We start from the raw sequence: 15,913 nt of genomic DNA on the forward strand, positions 1-15,913 counted from the left end.
TACCTCAGTCATACATAGCGTTAAAACGTACCACCTGTATGCCAAAAAATACCCATAACCATTGCCATATCCATTAAAAATCCAAGGCTGTTGCCAACCCAAATAGGTGGGTTTTTATGAACAAAACCGTACACAGCCCATAATGCAGCGAGGAGCGCATAAAGCACCCAAGTGGTTAGCGATAATCCTAAAGCATGCTCACTATGAGAAAAAAATAATTTATATAACTGTGGCAGTGTTGCTAATGGACCTACAACTCCCATCAATAACATAAAAGGTTCAAATGCTGCAGCTAAATGCTTAAAACGAGTTATCATCCATAATCCTCATGTCAGTCGATGTTGTGATTAATACCACTCAAAAGATATTGATAAAACACCATTGATTACTATTTAATAACAAATCGTGATCAATATTCACAATATACACTTTTTTCACTCAACTGCCATTGACTTAATGTGTAATCACACTATTCTAGATTTAGAACAAATGACAATGTATACCAACAAGATAGCTCACTATGGAAGGTGTTATATGGATTTACTGCGTGGCTTATATTCACTACTAGAATCAATTTTTGAATAATGAAACTTATTTCTTTTCAGCATTAAGTCGTAAGTTATCTTTCCAATTATTACTTACGACTTTATTTGTTTTACGCCTCGTCTATAGCTAAAAACGTATTTATTCTCTCATATACTTGCTGACAATGGGTCGGTACTACATTCTCTAAATTTAAAAAAGCATGCACCATATTCGGCACATGATAATGCTGAGCACTGACACCTTGCTGGCATAATTTCTGATAATAATAGCGACCATCATCACGTAAGGGACAAAACTCGGTCGTGATCACTAATGTTGCCGGAAAATGTTCACTAATCGCTAGCCATAATGGCGAGGCCTTATATCTATCATCTTTAGCTGCAAAATATTGATCAAAATACCACTCAATTTTATCTGTCTGGAGAAAATAATTACGGCCATTAATCACCGTTGAAGGTAAAGATAAAGTGTAATCAAGGCTTGGATAAATAAGTACTTGCTTATGGATTGATATTCTATTGTCTTGTTGAGCCAATGCACACAATGTAGCTGCAAGTGCGCCCCCCGCAGAATCACCACCAATAGAAACTTGTGGTAAATAATTAACTGCCATTCTATCCAATTGAGGCAATAACTGCTGCAAACACAAATAACCATCATCCACAGCAGCAGGATAAGGATGTTCAGGCGCTAAACGGTAATCAATGGCAACCACAATATGCTGGCTGGCTAGTGCCAATTTACGACAAACAGGATCATAAACAGCAATACTACCGGCAACATGGCCGCCACCATGCAAATACATCAAAATAGGTAATGGCTGTAGAGGTTGCGGATGATAGACCCTGATCGGTACATGTTCAATCGCATCATCAGTAATCATTGCTATATGGGGGATATCAGTCACCAATGACTGGGTAATAGTGGCTAATCCTTGCCGCGCGCGCGTTGCACTCAATGGAACGCCTGTTGCATTTAATGCCGCCAATTGCAGATTAAATTCATCAAGCCACACTGATAATGAGTCGTCTATTTTACGTTTCAATTGCCTGCTCTCCTTTCACAACGTTATCTATTGAGTCATGACATGAAGAACATCAATGTCATCGATAATATATCGATATCTAAATTATAAGCTATTGGTGTTAGTTGATACTCTTTGAGCAAAAAAAAGATGATAAGCGGGGAAACTTATCATCTTAGTCACATATTATGTTGTTCAATATTGGCAGATACGACAGATTAATTCGCGATAATCTTCACACTATTACGAGTGACTAAAGTTGGCTCAAGTTGAATGGTTTGAGCATCACTGGCTGGATTATCTAATCGTTTAAGTAAGGTTTCCACTGCAGCCTGTCCTAATCGATACTTTGGCTGATGGATGGTGGTCAATGCCGGTGACATAAATTTTGCGATATGAATATCGTCATAACCAATCACGGATAAATCATTAGGAATATTAACCCCACATTCATTAGCCGCATTGATAACCCCCATTGCCATCATGTCATTCGCCACAAAAATGGCACTCGGTAAACGGCCATGCTGATACATTTCCATAAAGGCAGTATAGCCACCTTCACATTCAAAATTAGATTCGACAATCCAGCTTGAATTAAAACTTAATTTTGCCTCGTTCATCGCCCGTTTATAACCTTCATAACGCATTTGCGCTTGGTAACGAACCAAAGGCCCGGTAATACAACCAATCTCAGTATGGCCTGCGGTTATCAAATATTGAGTTGCCATATAGCCACCCCGTAGCGAATTATCTTGAATCTTATCGCTAGTAAATAACATTGAGCCCCAATCCATCACCACAACGGGAATATCAGGGTAATGCTCAAACACATCGATCTGCTCGCCTTCTAATGACGAACACATCAAAATTAAGCCATCAACACGCTTTTGCAATAAGGTATTAATTGATTCGTGCATCCGTTGGTGATCACCTTCGGTATTACATAAAATAAGGCTATAACCCTGTTGATAACAGCTACGCTCAACACCTTTAACCACTTCACCAAAAAAAGGGTTGGTTGATGTGGTCACTAACATGCCTAAGGTTTTGGTGCGATTAACCTTAAAACTGCGCGCCAATACTGATGGCCCGCTGTAATGAAGTTCTTTAGCGGCATTATTAACCCGGGCTGATATTTCATCACTGACAAAGCGGGTGTTGTTAATAACATGGCTCACAGTAGATGTAGAAACCCCTGCTAATTTTGCGATATCTTTCATCGTTGCCATGTTATTTTTCCTTAGTTAAGTGCTTGCTTACACTATGATTGCTGAGCTAGAAAATCATCAACCTCATCACGAGTTGGAATCGAGGTTTGCGCACCAAAGCGAGTAACCGAAATGGCAGCAGCAGCATGAGCGAATTTAACTGCTGATTCTAAAGGTAAATCTTCTAACAAACCAGTCACGAACGCACCATTAAAGGTATCACCTGCGGCGGTTGTATCGGTCGCTTCAACACGAAACCCTGCAATAATATCACCATTACCATTCTGACTTAGCCATACACCTTTGGCGCCAAGGGTGATCATCACAGTCTTAATGCCTTTTGCATGCAGAACATTAGCCGCGCGTTGCGCACTGTCAGCATCTGTCACCGTGATGCCAGTTAACACTTCAGCTTCGGTTTCATTGGGCGTGATAATATTCACACACGCTAATAAATCATCAGATAAAGCGCGTGCTGGTGCTGGATTTAGAATCACGACCGTATTGGCAGCCTTTGCTACTTGGGCGGCTTTTTCAATCCCACATAACGGGGTTTCTAATTGCATCAATAAATAATCGGCTTGGCGAATACGCTCTAAGTCAGGCGCAATTGCCGTTGCGGTTAGCTTAGCGTTCGCTTCTGCAGAAAGGCAGATACTATTTTCACCATTGTCTGATACTTGAATCATGGCAATGCCTGTAGGACAGTTTGGTTGCATTTTCACAGCGGTGATATCAATACCGTCGATTTTGAAATTTTCACGAATATTGATGCCAAACGAATCATCTCCTACACAAGCAATAAAGCCAATGTCGGCATGTAAACGTGCCGCAGCCACTGCTTGGTTTGCCCCTTTTCCGCCAGGAATAACTTGATAGTTACGCCCATGAAGCGTCTCACCCGGACGTGGAAAAGAAGGGACTTGCAGAACATGGTCAGCGTTAACACTACCTAATACCACTAACTTATTCATAGGATTTTCCTCGGCTCTTCGTGAGCTTTTCTAATACAAGATAACAAAAATAGATGCTTTTGATTTTTTATAATCAGCAATTAACCATGAGACAAAAAAGCAAAAGTATCTATTTTACTCTTCCCTTTAACCGAACTAACAATGGTCAAGAAAAGAGTAAAACACACATATAGCAATTAGTTATACGCCCTGACAAATACCAGTACGCACAGTAAAGCAACGTTCTTCATGTGGTTGAAGATACAGCAAGCTGCCACACTCTTTAGCGGCTAAAAAGCCCTCAGGTCGACAAGTTGCTGGTAATGCAAACGCCGCGACTTGTTGATCGCCATTACATAATAACCACCGCGTAGCACAATTAAATTCATGGGTATTAAACTCAGTCTGCATAAATTTATCGTCACTAAGTTGCATTTTAAACACCGCTCGATCAGCATAACCTGCGATATCATCCATGAAATACACAATTTCAGGATCATGCATGTCAGGATTGTTCAACATTGAAATCGGTGCTGATGTTTTTAAACTGTCGTTGTATGCCAACCATTGCGGTGTCGGTTGTACGTGGGCAGGCACTGTTTCACGTAATATTAATGCTGCATCAGGTATGTTTTGTGTCATCACGGCGTTTTCAACATAGGTCGCATTGATATGACACATATACTGCAACGGCATATCTACACTGGCAAGGTTTTTCACCACCATTTGAATATCAAACACACTGGCGTTTTTATTCAACGTTACGGAAGGTGTCGCTAAATAATGATCACCAAACCCCATTACATATTCATAACTGCCTTTGATAACAACACTGTCATCATTAATTTCTAACCACGCGCTATCCATGGTGGCACAAGGCATTTCCCCATGTAGTGCATGATCATCTTGTGGGGATGGGCATCCCATGCGGATCATGCCAGCGTGAAAAGCAAAGCAGCCATAAGTTTCAACAATTGTTTTGGCAAATTTAGGTTCAGAGAACATATTTTTCATACACAAGTCGGTATTCAAAAACTGTGCATCCCAAATCATCTGCCCCATAAAAGGCAGTACCACTAAATGGCCCTTGGCATTTTTAATTTCAACCGCATGGACGCCTGAGTTATACAGAAAACTATGAATTTCAAAATGTTCAGATTGAGCGATCAACGTTCTTTGCTTGGTAAAGTTTTCTTTAGATAACGGCAAGGTAAACATCTTTAATTCCTCACAAAATTGACCACCCATTATTGAGTGGTCACAGTTAAACATTACGCTTTAGCAACCACAAAATTGAATCGTTGCTTGTATTGCTTTTCACTCATGAAATAAACGAATACCACCGCGAAACAGAGTGCACTAACAATGAATGATGACTGAAGCCCAATATTATCGGCAAGTAAGCCTTGAATCACAGGAATAGCCGCACCACCGATAATAGACATCACCACAAAACCACCCGCGGTCTCTGTGTAACGAGTATCAACAGACTGTAGCGTTGATGCAAAAATCGTTGCCCAGCAAGGCGCAAATAACGCAGATGTTCCTACTGCAACCCAAACAGCACTGAAGTTAGGCACAAAAGTTACATACATCAAGCAAGCAAAACCGACGGCTGAATAGCCCATTAATACATTTTCTTGTGAGGTTTTAGTGAATAAGTAGTTCGCGAATAGCTTACCTAAGAAGTACATAATGAAGGCATACAATAAGTAGTTAGCCGCATCATGCTCAACCATATTATGATCTAACTCTAACGCTAAACGAATCGTGAATGACCATACTGCGACTTGCATACCAACATAAGCAAACTGAGTCACAATACCTTTAAAGAAACGCTTATTACCCATCAAATAAGACAGTGTTTCACCAAACGAAGGCTGATTATCTTTACTGTCGGTCGCCGCTTTACAATTAGGGTATTCAGTCACAGCAATTAAAATTGCAATCGTTGCAATCACACCCACTAACCACTTATAAGGTTCTAATGTTTGTTGTAACACTTGTTCTTTAAAAGCGGCAAGTTCAGGTCCCGTCAAGGTCGCCATCATATGACCAACATCAACACCTTCTTGGAAAATAAGATGTTTACCAAGTAATAGACCAATGATGTAACCCATCGCGTTAATAGTATGAGAAATATTTAATCGCAGTGTCGAACGCTCAGGCTCACCAATCATCGCAGAATAAGTATTACATGAGGTTTCAAGGAACGACAATCCAATCGCAATACAAAAAATTGCAGCTAGGAACATGGTATAGGTGCCAGCATGGGATGCTGGAAAGAACATTAAACAGCCTAAAATATATAACGCTAAACCAAGCAGTATTGCCAATTTATAAGAGGATTTTTTAACAACCATCGATGCCGGGATTGCGACTAAAAAATAAGCGCCATAAAATGCCGATTGTACCAGCGCTGAAGCAAAATTAGACAGTTCAAAAATGGATTTAAATTGGGTAATCAATACATCATTTAGCGCTGCAGCCGCAGACCAAAGTGCAAACACGGACGATAATAATAAAAATTGGAATATTGGCGTTTTATTTAAAAAACCGTCCGCATGTTGAATTGTATTATTTTTAATAAACATAATGTATCTTCCATAAAATCACCACACCGCGTAGCGTGGGCGATATTTGTTTATATTTAGGTAGACCTTATCTATATGGAGCAACAACTCGATATAGACTAACGAACCAGATGTTCGATTTATGCCTTAAAACACCACGCCTGTTTGGAAAATAATATTGGCATACGGCGTATATTCACCGGTTCTTACCACTGCACGGCTTTGCGCAGTACGTTGTTTAAATTCTTCATGGGATAAATAACCAATTTGAATTGATTTACCCGTTGTTAAACACTCTTGGTCAAGCACAGCGAGTAATGCTTGATGGTGCTTAGGGCTGACTTTTGCAAATTCCGTTGCCATCAACACCGCTTCAATTTGTGATTCAGATAAAATAACTTTCACGGTATCGAGAAAACTCGGTACGCCATGGGTTAACGCCAGATCGATACGTTGTACATGTTGAGGAATTGGCAAGCCTGCATCACAAATAGTGATTTCATCGGTATGTCCTAGCGTTGCCACAAGGTACGAAAGTTCTGCATTAATTAGAGTGCTTTTCTTCATTTAATTGACCTTCTCGTTACACGTTATATAACTCATTTATCTGTCTTTGAATTGGTGTTTATAAGTGACAGGAAACGCTATCGAAACGTTTCGATGTGAATAATAAACCGCTGCAAAAAATTCACCATAGTGAAATATATAAGCTGTGAGAATGATCGCTTTCAAGGCTAAAAACAGACTTAAAAAAGTTATTTCGCTCACATTTTTACCAGCGAAACGTTTCGATTGCGAGTGGTGAAATTAAATAGAAAAGCAAAAAAGCCATATTTGGTTAAAATATGGCTTTAACAATAGTTACAAGGTTGTAAGTTTATACTCGTCGATAAGGAAGGTATACCGGCTCCCACATATGCTCGGCTAATACTTGTTTCAGATCTTTATTCCGTAAATAGCTACACGCATCCGTCGCTTGCATTTGGGTTAAAATGGTATGTGCCACATGGATTGATACTGTCTTCAACGCACTGATTCTAGGATAGATACAGCCCCTTGCAATATCTTCATCACTGACACACTCAGCAAGTGCATAAGATGCGGTTGTAAACATATCTTGAGTGATTTTCTCCGTTTGCGACACAATTGATGCCAATCCAACCCCTGGGAAAATAAACACATTATTCCCTTGTCCAATACGGTACTGATGACCATTGTATTCAACATCTGAGAATGGGCTACCTGTTGCGACGATTGCTTGACCATCACTCCAATGATAAATCGCTTCAGGAATAGCTTCGCAATTAGCGGTGGGATTTGATAACGGGAAGATAATTGGCCTTGGTGTATATTCCATCATCTTTTGAATATGCTCAATTGTAAACGAGCCGCCAATGCCACTTGCACCCAGTAATACCGTCACAGGGTGATTATTGATTAACTCTGTTAGGCTAATTTTGCCTAACTCAGCAGCATGCCAACCAGCTGAAATTGAACGGGGTTTAGCATAGCGACGTTTATAATCTTCTAAACCATCACGATCATCAAACACCACCCCTTGAGAATCAAGAATGAAAATTTTTGCCCGTGCCGAATGGTGGGTACAGCCTTCTTTTAGTAATCCGGCATAGATCTGATCAGCAACACCTACTCCACCAGCGCCCGCACCATAAATAACATAGGTTTGATCAACTAAGCGCTCTTGCTTGATCTTACATGCTCCTAAAATACCCGCTAATACAACCGAGCCAGTTCCTTGAATATCATCATTAAAAGACGGTAAGCTATCCTCATAATCGCTTAGATTATCAAACGCATTGGCTTTACTGAAATCTTCCCATTGCAAGACTGCTTTTGGAAAATGACGTTTAACTTGTTTTACAAAAGCTTTAATAAAGCGCTTATAAGCATCACCACGTAGTCGTTTACGTGAAATGCCTAAATACATCGGATCATCGAGTAACTCTTGGTTATCAGTCCCGACATCTAACACAATCGGTAAACAATGAGCAGGGTGAATTCCAGCACCTAACGTATAAAGTGATAACTTACCTATCGGGATCCCCATGCCGCCAACACCTTGATCACCAATACCTAAAATACCTTGGCTATCAGTTACAACAATAATTTTGATGTCTTTGCCCATAAAATGGCGCGACATCTCCCCCATTGCATGGATATTTTCTTCGGTAATATATAGTCCACGGGCTTTTTGATAGCGATGGCTAAATTCTTGACACGCTTTACCAACCGTAGGGGTGTAAATAATCGGCGTCATTTCTTCTACATGACGCGATAACAACGCATAAAACAGGGTTTCATTTCGATCTTGCAATGAACGTAAAAAGAGGTATTTTTCGATATCTGTTGATGCACTACGAAAGCCGTCATAAACTCGGTTAAGCTGATCATCAAACGTTTGTACTCGTGGCGGTAATAACCCTGTTAATTGAAAGGCTTCGCGCTCTTCTTGAGTAAACGCCGTACTTTTATTTAAAGTGCGATCATTGAGTAACTCGGTGCCGGTTAACGACACTGGACGAAACACTTTCCCTTGCGCATCTTTCCATCTGAGGTACTTACCGATAGTCATATTCAGTCTCCGTGTATAACAACAATAGCCGGTAACTTTATTAACACTAACAACGATTAACATTGTTGTTCATCATGACAAAGCCACCATGTGAACTAGAGTGTATACCTAACCGCAGCACAAAAATGTGAACAGTCGCATTGTTAATTATATCTGGTTAAAAAAACATCAGTGATTATTAGTTATACAGAAAGACAGATAATACTTTGTGAAAGAACAGATGAAAGTTCTAAATTTTCTCGTCTAATTGCCACTTTATCGCAACAAAATGGCGTAATATTAAGATTATCTCGTGCTTGTAGATCGGCATCACCATAAAGCTGATACTTTAAACGCTGATGAGGCTCATAATTACTGGTGGTTTCATAACGGTGTCTCACTGCCAATAAGAAGCAATTAATAACACTACAAAAATGCCACCAATTAACTTTAATAATAACCCTAAACTTGCGCCACCTTTGGGGGCTTTATTACAGCAACTCATATTTGGCTCTCTTTTATCAACATATCAATAAAGTATTATCATAAAGCTTATACAAAGGGGAAGGTCAAGGAACAATAGCGAATGTGGCTCTCAGCTATTGATAAAAACTAAAAAAGCACCAATCAGTAACTGACTGGTGCTTAATAATTCAAAGGTTAATACCGTATTTACAAATTCTCGATATTTTTACCTGATGTTTCAAAGCGGTACTTATGTGTTACCCATGCGCCCAACAGTGACGTCACAACTAAACACAATAAAAGTGAGAACACGCCAATTCCATGTAACAGAATAGGGAATAAAAAAGCCGTTAAAATAGCACCAAACTTAGCAACAGATGCTGCAAAACCTGCACCTTTAGCTCGAATTTTTACCGGGAACACTTCACCTGATATCAAATATGTTTGTGCATTCGGACCAAGATTATTCATAAAATTAAATAACATAAAGCCTAAAAACAGCAGATACATCTGATAATCACCATGCATTTTTACTGAAATAGCTGCACATAATAAGCCAACAGCACAACCAATAAAGCCATAAATTTGCAGCTTCATACGGCCAATAGATTCAGAAAAAATAATTGCACAGATAACGCCAACAATAAGTAAACAGTCAATAACTGCAGTACCTTTGGCCAAATAAATCGTATTAGCAATCGTATTCTGAAGTGCATCTCCGCCCGTAGCCTGATGAGGATCAAGTACCGATGCTAAAATAACCGGTGTAAATATACCAATACCATAAGTACCAAGATCTTGAATAAACCAAGGCACTGATGCCAAAATAGTTTTAGCACGATATTTTTCTTTAAATAACCGTTTATAACCATGCAACCATGACGATAACTCAACATCATCACACGGCGTTTCTTCAATTGGCATCGACGATTGTTGCGAGCGATGTAATAACCGCTTCAATGATTTTTCAGCATCCGCTTTACGATTTTTAGACAAAAGCCAATGCGCACTTTCAGGAATAAAGAAACGTGCAATCGTAATCGCTAATGATGGAATCAAAGCAATAATATACATTATTCGCCATGCATTGATGTCGTTTACATACGTCAATACAAAAATACCGGTTAAAATACCCAGCAAAACACCAATAGATTGAAATGCAAACGCCCCCAAAACCAACTTACCGCGGTTCTTAGACGGAATACTTTCAGATATCATTAAGTGCGCTGTAGGATAATCACACCCTAAAGCTAGACCAATGCCAAAGTTAAACACTAAAATACTCAAATAGGTTTGGCTCGTTGCCATGCCTATTAAGCAAATAGAGAGTAAAGCCATCTCAATAATGAACATTTTCTTACGTCCATAAAGATCAGATAGCCCACCCAGAGCACTTGCTCCAATTAAAATACCAAACAGAATCGAGGAACTAATTATACCTTTCTGTAGCTCTGTTAAATGAAATTGTAGGGTCAATAATGGTAGGGTTAACCCCATCATAAAAACGATCATACCCTCAAAAAACTTTCCAAATGTTGCTAATAACCAAATTCGCCATTGCACACGTGTCATTGACATTGAATATTTATTAGTAACTGGATTACTTATTGATATCTCATCAATATAACTCTGGATCGTATTTTGCGGTTGAATCTCTATTTTTTGATTCATGTTAAAATCAACAATGCTTATTGTCTTAATTCAGACGAATATCAGTATTAAAGTTGGCAGTATATAAACATATATCACAACCAAAGATGAAATTTATTTTCTGAATGTAATTAACCGCCACTAGGTACTGTTAGTTATAGCACCTATAAATAACATTAAAAACAAAAAACACATATCTGAAATAAAAATTTAAAAACAATAAGTTACATAAAAATCTAATGAAAAACACAGTACAGAGAAATACGCTTTTTTAGGTTTTTTTTATATTTAAAGATCAAAAATAAAATATAAATTACTATTTATTATAGGTCCATTAATCAATAATTAAGCAATATTCGTTATTTTTCAATGGAAATTAATCCAGTTAAAGTGTGATCTCTGATTTTGAACGCTGAAAAAAAAGCCATCAAGCACAAGAAGGTTCCACTTTATTGTTAATAAAGAATATAAATTGCTTTGATAATGGTAATAATACATCAACCTCATCGTTACTAATTGAATCATATGACTAATTTTTTCGAAAAATCCATATTCTACGACGACAAACCCTCACAATAATTAATCGTTTCGATTGTAAAAAAGCGTATTTCCTTCTCTCAAATGACTAACAACGGTTAGTTAAATGACCAATTCGCACCAATTGATGTACCAAAGTTATGCTGAGAGTCATAAGATGATGTTAAGCCAACAGTTGTACTCTGATTCACTCTAAACTTAGCACCAATCGCTGTTGCTGCTTGTTCTCCATATGAACCAATACCTATACCAATATTATATTTATAACCATTTAACGGTGCTGCTATTTGAGTCATTGCCATTGCAGAAGCGGTTCCTGCATCAGCACGCTTTCTCACTTGATAAATATCAGTTTTTAATTGATTAAATTTATTATCAACATATTTCTTATTGCTTGTGTCAATATTATCAATCCGATCAGAGTTATGTTGGATATTGGTTCGGTTAGTGTTAATACCGTCCGTATTTTTACTAATATTCGTTTGGTTTGTGGTCGCCAATTGCTTAGTTTTCGTTATCTCTGAGGTGTTTTTTTGGACATTTACCGTATTTGATCGAATATGAGTCGTATTATTATTAATATTGGTAATATTACGATCAATCGCAGCACTATTAGTCGAAATTGTATTTCTATTGCTATTAATATCTGCTCTATTACTCGTAATCGCACCTTTATTTGTCAAAATATCGGTACTATTAGTTGTGATAGCGCCTTTGTTGTTCGTAATATCAGTGCTGTTGGTTGAGATGGCACCTTTGTTAGTAGTAATGCCTGCAGTGTTAGTCGTAATATTGGTGCTGTTGGTTGTGATAGCACCTTTGTTGGTAGTAATGCCTGCAGTGTTAGTCGTAATATTGGTGCTATTGGTTGTGATGGCACCTTTATTGTTCGTAATATCAGTGCTGTTGGTTGAGATGGCACCTTTGTTGTTTGCAATATCAGTGCTGTTGGTTGTGATAGCACCTTTGTTGTTTGCAATATCAGTGCTGTTGGTTGTGATGGCACCTTTGTTATTCGTAATATCAGTGCTGTTGGTTGTGATGGCACCTTTGTTATTCGTAATATCAGTGCTGTTGGTTGTGATGGCACCTTTGTTGTTCGTAATATCAGTACTGTTGGTTGAGATGGCACCTTTGTTATTCGTAATATCAGTACTGTTGGTAGCGACATTGGTTTCAACGGTTTTAATCTGATTTGTATTTGTCGCAATACCCTCTTTTAATGGCGTTAGCTGACTAACATTAACACCATCAGTATCTTTTTGACCTGCGGCCATATTTTCAATTCGACGTTGATGATACTCATTACCAATAGAAACCTGACCATCATCAGAATATGACTGATTACCGATAGCAATACTATTATTTTTAGCTACAGATCCGGCACCTAATGCAATAGATTCACCCGCAGCTGAGGTATGATTACCGATAGCAACAGATTGATCTTGACCTGTACTATTAGCACCAATAATTAAGCTACCAACCCCGGAAAATGTTGAGTCTTTACCCACTACAACATTATCACTTTCAATATGATCATTAACAACTGGGTCTTGAACGCCAGCATTTGGAGCATTAATAATAATATTAGTGCTTGAAGCAAAAGCTGATGTACTTAGTAAGGTTGAGCATAAAACAAACGGTAGAATTTTCATTTTTCATTCTCTAATTATCGTATGCGGCCATAATCTAGGAGAAGTAAAAAAAAGCCATTCAATAAAAATGATTACATCAATCGTAAAAATCGATGATTAAAACACTGTTCGTTTAAATAAATTATTTGGTATTTTATAAAACAATGCTTAAGCATTGTTTTTCATATGTAAAATAGCTTAATAAATACAGGTATTCACCAAGAAAATAACAGCATCGCTTTTAATTCAAGAAGAATATTCCATAAATGAAATATTTGTATTCAATAATGACCACTTAAAATATCATCTAAATTGAAATTTTCTAAATATGAATTTAACTTAAAGATTGTAATAAACTCTATTTTATTGATGGTAATAAATGATGATTGGAACAAATTACTAAAATGGTAATGACATAATAATGACATACCATTGCTATGCTATCTGTACTGATACCTTTATCAGCAACTTACAAAAATGAGCAATGGTTATAATGAGCGAACAATTATCATCTTCACCCTCTCTTATTTGTGAAACGATACTTCAGCAAATTGAACGAGGACTCTTTTCGACTCAATCAAAACGACTCCCATCCGAACGTGAATTAAGCGAGATTTTTAATGCTAGCCGTGTAACCGTAAAGCACGCACTATTAGAGCTAGAAGCTCAGGGCATCATTTATAGAAAAGAACGTCGAGGTTGGTTTTTAGCCTCTTAATAAGATTTATGTCCATTTTGATAGGCTAATAAAATAATTACGATCATAAGCACTATCTCGCCAGTAGTTAAACCAATTTTCAAACTACACTATGTAATATATATTAAAAAGCTGAGAATAAAGCTCTCAGCTTTTCCATTTTATTAAAATTAGAACACTTTGTTTTCTAATAATTTTTTCGCTATATATTTCGTTCCGTCACGAGTCGTATGGCGTCGATCGTAGTAAAAAGAATGACCATTATCATCAATAACATTACACTTTTGACTATCACACATTAGATTAGTCATATTAATAAATGTGTAGTTATAATTTATCAATTTAGCTTTAGATTCAAAGATCTTATTCTGTATGGCACGATCTTCTTTACTATTTTGAGCAATATTTTTTACCGCATAATTACCAATATCGATATTATTACGATAAGCATCATAAGCTAGTGTCGAAATCTGACGGTTAAATGACTTACCACCAACAACATAAATTTTTGCACGCGGATTTTTACTGCGAATATTTTCAATTGATTGTAAAATCCATTGCATATTGTCATCACGCCAATACATTGCAAGAACAATAATATTAGCTTGTTCAACAACATTGCCATCATCAACATGTTTAATGAAGCTTTGACACTTATTCTGCCACATTTGATTATCTTTAATCGTTGGTGAATCAGAAAAAGCCTTTTGTTGTTGATTTGGCGTTAAATAGAAAAATCCGCAATCTGCTTCTACAACCCGTGAAATAATCTCAGACTTTTCTGCAAAGCCAGCATCGTACATAACATTTACAAAATCACCAGCTTGAGAATCACCAATGATGAGCATTTTATTGCCTTCATCATGACTAAATTGTTCTTTTTTGTTTAAACTTCTGAGCCTACTCCAAGTATATGCTCCATTGTTATCTTTAGCCTTATTTGTAACAATTGCTTCAAATTTATTGTTTGGTATATTATAAAAAAAGCTAATATTCGAAATAACAATATAAGAAATTCCAGCAATAATAATATAAGGTAATAATATTGCTTTAAGACTTACTCGATTTTTTTCGATAAAAGTATAACTCATGTAGCCTAATAAGATTGATAATGGGATCCCAATAACAGTCCAATACTCAATATTAAAATAATGTCCGATAACAACGACAGGCCAATGCCATAAGTAAATAGAATAAGACCATAAACCAATAGTTGTCATTATCTTATTATTTGTAATCAAACTATCTTGCTTATTTGACCAGATAATCAAAGCACTACCTAGCACCGGAATTAATGCTAAATATCCAGGCCACATATCAGCTTTTGACATGAAAATATAAGAACAAATTATTAAAACAAAACCCACTATATTCGTATATTTTTTTACTGGCTCATTTAATTTTACTGGATAAAGAAAAACTAAACCGCCTGCCATCATTTCCCATGCTCGCGTAGGGAATAAATAATATGCCGGTGATGGCCAATAATATGATGCATACGCACTCAACCCTAAGCCTAAGATAGTGGTTACAACTAAAAGTTTTTTAATTAGATTTAGAGAAAATATTTTACTTAAAATAACTAAAACAATTGGATATATAATATAAAATTGCCACTCAACAGACAGTGACCAAGTATGTAATAACCATTTTGTTTGAGATGATGTATCAAAATAACCTGACTCTTTCCAATATGTAATATTAGATAAAAAACTGATACTACTTAGAACATGACGACCTAAAGCTTCAAATTTTAATGGAACAAGAAAAAACCAACAAAATAAAAATGTCACGCTACTTAAAGCTAATAATGCAGGTATTATTCTTATAGCACGTGCTTTATAAAAAGAAAGAATTGAAAAATTATTATTCCCTATCCCTCTAAATATAATACTTGTCATCAGAAAGCCTGATATAACAAAAAAAACATCAACCCCAGCAAATCCTCCGGGTATTAATGTACTATTGAAGTGAAATATTACCACAGCAATAACAGCTATGGCTCTTAATCCATTTATATCTTGTCTAAAGTTCATATACAATCTTTTAGCAAA

The 15,913-nt window shown here is 37.1% G+C and carries 13 protein-coding genes; 1 reads left to right on the forward strand and 12 read right to left on the reverse strand.

Annotated elements, in window-relative coordinates:
- Positions 1 to 20: 20 nt before the first annotated feature.
- The 11 genes from G6R09_RS04640 to G6R09_RS04690 form a co-directional block, all read right to left on the reverse strand.
- Entirely contained in the window at positions 21 to 317 is a 297-nt protein-coding gene (locus G6R09_RS04640) for a SemiSWEET transporter (RefSeq protein WP_065167164.1), read from the reverse strand.
- Between the two features lie 338 nt (positions 318 to 655).
- Positions 656 to 1,591, reverse strand: coding sequence for an alpha/beta hydrolase (locus G6R09_RS04645; RefSeq protein ID WP_163920753.1), 936 nt, complete (start codon positions 1,589 to 1,591; stop codon positions 656 to 658).
- A 197-nt stretch (positions 1,592 to 1,788) separates the two neighbouring features.
- A complete protein-coding gene (locus tag G6R09_RS04650) occupies positions 1,789 to 2,799 on the reverse strand; it encodes a substrate-binding domain-containing protein (protein ID WP_065167166.1) in 1,011 nt (336 codons plus the stop codon).
- Positions 2,800 to 2,831: 32 nt separating this feature from the next.
- Positions 2,832 to 3,752, reverse strand: coding sequence for a ribokinase (gene rbsK, locus G6R09_RS04655; protein ID WP_163920756.1), 921 nt, complete (start codon positions 3,750 to 3,752; stop codon positions 2,832 to 2,834).
- Positions 3,753 to 3,932: 180 nt separating this feature from the next.
- Positions 3,933 to 4,949: an aldose 1-epimerase family protein gene (locus G6R09_RS04660; protein WP_163920758.1), complete on the reverse strand. Its 1,017-nt coding sequence runs from the start codon at positions 4,947 to 4,949 to the stop codon at positions 3,933 to 3,935.
- A gap of 53 nt (positions 4,950 to 5,002) precedes the next feature.
- Positions 5,003 to 6,325, reverse strand: coding sequence for an L-fucose:H+ symporter permease (fucP, locus tag G6R09_RS04665; RefSeq protein ID WP_065167169.1), 1,323 nt, complete (start codon positions 6,323 to 6,325; stop codon positions 5,003 to 5,005).
- A gap of 126 nt (positions 6,326 to 6,451) precedes the next feature.
- Positions 6,452 to 6,871: a D-ribose pyranase gene (gene rbsD, locus G6R09_RS04670; protein WP_060996789.1), complete on the reverse strand. Its 420-nt coding sequence runs from the start codon at positions 6,869 to 6,871 to the stop codon at positions 6,452 to 6,454.
- A gap of 310 nt (positions 6,872 to 7,181) precedes the next feature.
- Positions 7,182 to 8,897 (reverse strand): NAD-dependent malic enzyme, encoded by a 1,716-nt coding sequence (locus tag G6R09_RS04675; protein WP_087844862.1) that lies wholly within the window; start codon positions 8,895 to 8,897, stop codon positions 7,182 to 7,184.
- Positions 8,898 to 9,079: 182 nt separating this feature from the next.
- A complete protein-coding gene (locus tag G6R09_RS04680) occupies positions 9,080 to 9,277 on the reverse strand; it encodes a hypothetical protein (RefSeq protein ID WP_146145146.1) in 198 nt (65 codons plus the stop codon).
- A 271-nt stretch (positions 9,278 to 9,548) separates the two neighbouring features.
- The gene (locus G6R09_RS04685; protein WP_065167171.1) at positions 9,549 to 11,012 is read right to left on the reverse strand and encodes an MFS transporter; all 1,464 of its coding nucleotides are present in this window, start codon (positions 11,010 to 11,012) and stop codon (positions 9,549 to 9,551) included.
- A gap of 614 nt (positions 11,013 to 11,626) precedes the next feature.
- Positions 11,627 to 13,183 carry a YadA-like family protein gene (locus tag G6R09_RS04690; RefSeq protein ID WP_163920761.1) on the reverse strand — a complete coding sequence of 519 codons (1,557 nt, stop codon included), beginning with the start codon at positions 13,181 to 13,183 and terminating at the stop codon, positions 11,627 to 11,629.
- Positions 13,184 to 13,655: 472 nt separating this feature from the next.
- Between G6R09_RS04690 and G6R09_RS04695 the strand changes: the two genes are divergently transcribed.
- On the forward strand, positions 13,656 to 13,880 hold the full coding sequence (locus tag G6R09_RS04695) for a GntR family transcriptional regulator (protein WP_065167173.1): 225 nt from the start codon (positions 13,656 to 13,658) through the stop codon (positions 13,878 to 13,880).
- A gap of 149 nt (positions 13,881 to 14,029) precedes the next feature.
- On the opposite strand, the gene G6R09_RS04700 is transcribed toward G6R09_RS04695, so the two are convergent.
- Entirely contained in the window at positions 14,030 to 15,895 is a 1,866-nt protein-coding gene (locus G6R09_RS04700; RefSeq protein ID WP_163920764.1) for an acyltransferase family protein, read from the reverse strand.
- Positions 15,896 to 15,913: the final 18 nt, after the last annotated feature.

Origin of the sequence: Photobacterium sp. Alg240-V54, assembly GCF_900537155.1 — a bacterium.
GTDB lineage: Bacteria > Pseudomonadota > Gammaproteobacteria > Enterobacterales > Vibrionaceae > Photobacterium.

What these genes read in the sequence shown, in the direction of transcription:
- G6R09_RS04640 (WP_065167164.1), bottom strand. Translation starts at nt 317, where the DNA reads ATGATAACTCGTTTTAAGCATTTAGCTGCAGCATTTGAACCTTTTATG.
- G6R09_RS04650 (WP_065167166.1), bottom strand. Translation starts at nt 2,799, where the DNA reads ATGGCAACGATGAAAGATATCGCAAAATTAGCAGGGGTTTCTACATCT.
- rbsK (WP_163920756.1), bottom strand. Translation starts at nt 3,752, where the DNA reads ATGAATAAGTTAGTGGTATTAGGTAGTGTTAACGCTGACCATGTTCTG.
- G6R09_RS04660 (WP_163920758.1), bottom strand. Translation starts at nt 4,949, where the DNA reads ATGTTTACCTTGCCGTTATCTAAAGAAAACTTTACCAAGCAAAGAACG.
- fucP (WP_065167169.1), bottom strand. Translation starts at nt 6,325, where the DNA reads ATGTTTATTAAAAATAATACAATTCAACATGCGGACGGTTTTTTAAAT.
- rbsD (WP_060996789.1), bottom strand. Translation starts at nt 6,871, where the DNA reads ATGAAGAAAAGCACTCTAATTAATGCAGAACTTTCGTACCTTGTGGCA.
- G6R09_RS04675 (WP_087844862.1), bottom strand. Translation starts at nt 8,897, where the DNA reads ATGACTATCGGTAAGTACCTCAGATGGAAAGATGCGCAAGGGAAAGTG.
- G6R09_RS04685 (WP_065167171.1), bottom strand. Translation starts at nt 11,012, where the DNA reads ATGAATCAAAAAATAGAGATTCAACCGCAAAATACGATCCAGAGTTAT.
- G6R09_RS04690 (WP_163920761.1), bottom strand. Translation starts at nt 13,183, where the DNA reads ATGAAAATTCTACCGTTTGTTTTATGCTCAACCTTACTAAGTACATCA.
- G6R09_RS04695 (WP_065167173.1), top strand. Translation starts at nt 13,656, where the DNA reads ATGAGCGAACAATTATCATCTTCACCCTCTCTTATTTGTGAAACGATA.
- G6R09_RS04700 (WP_163920764.1), bottom strand. Translation starts at nt 15,895, where the DNA reads ATGAACTTTAGACAAGATATAAATGGATTAAGAGCCATAGCTGTTATT.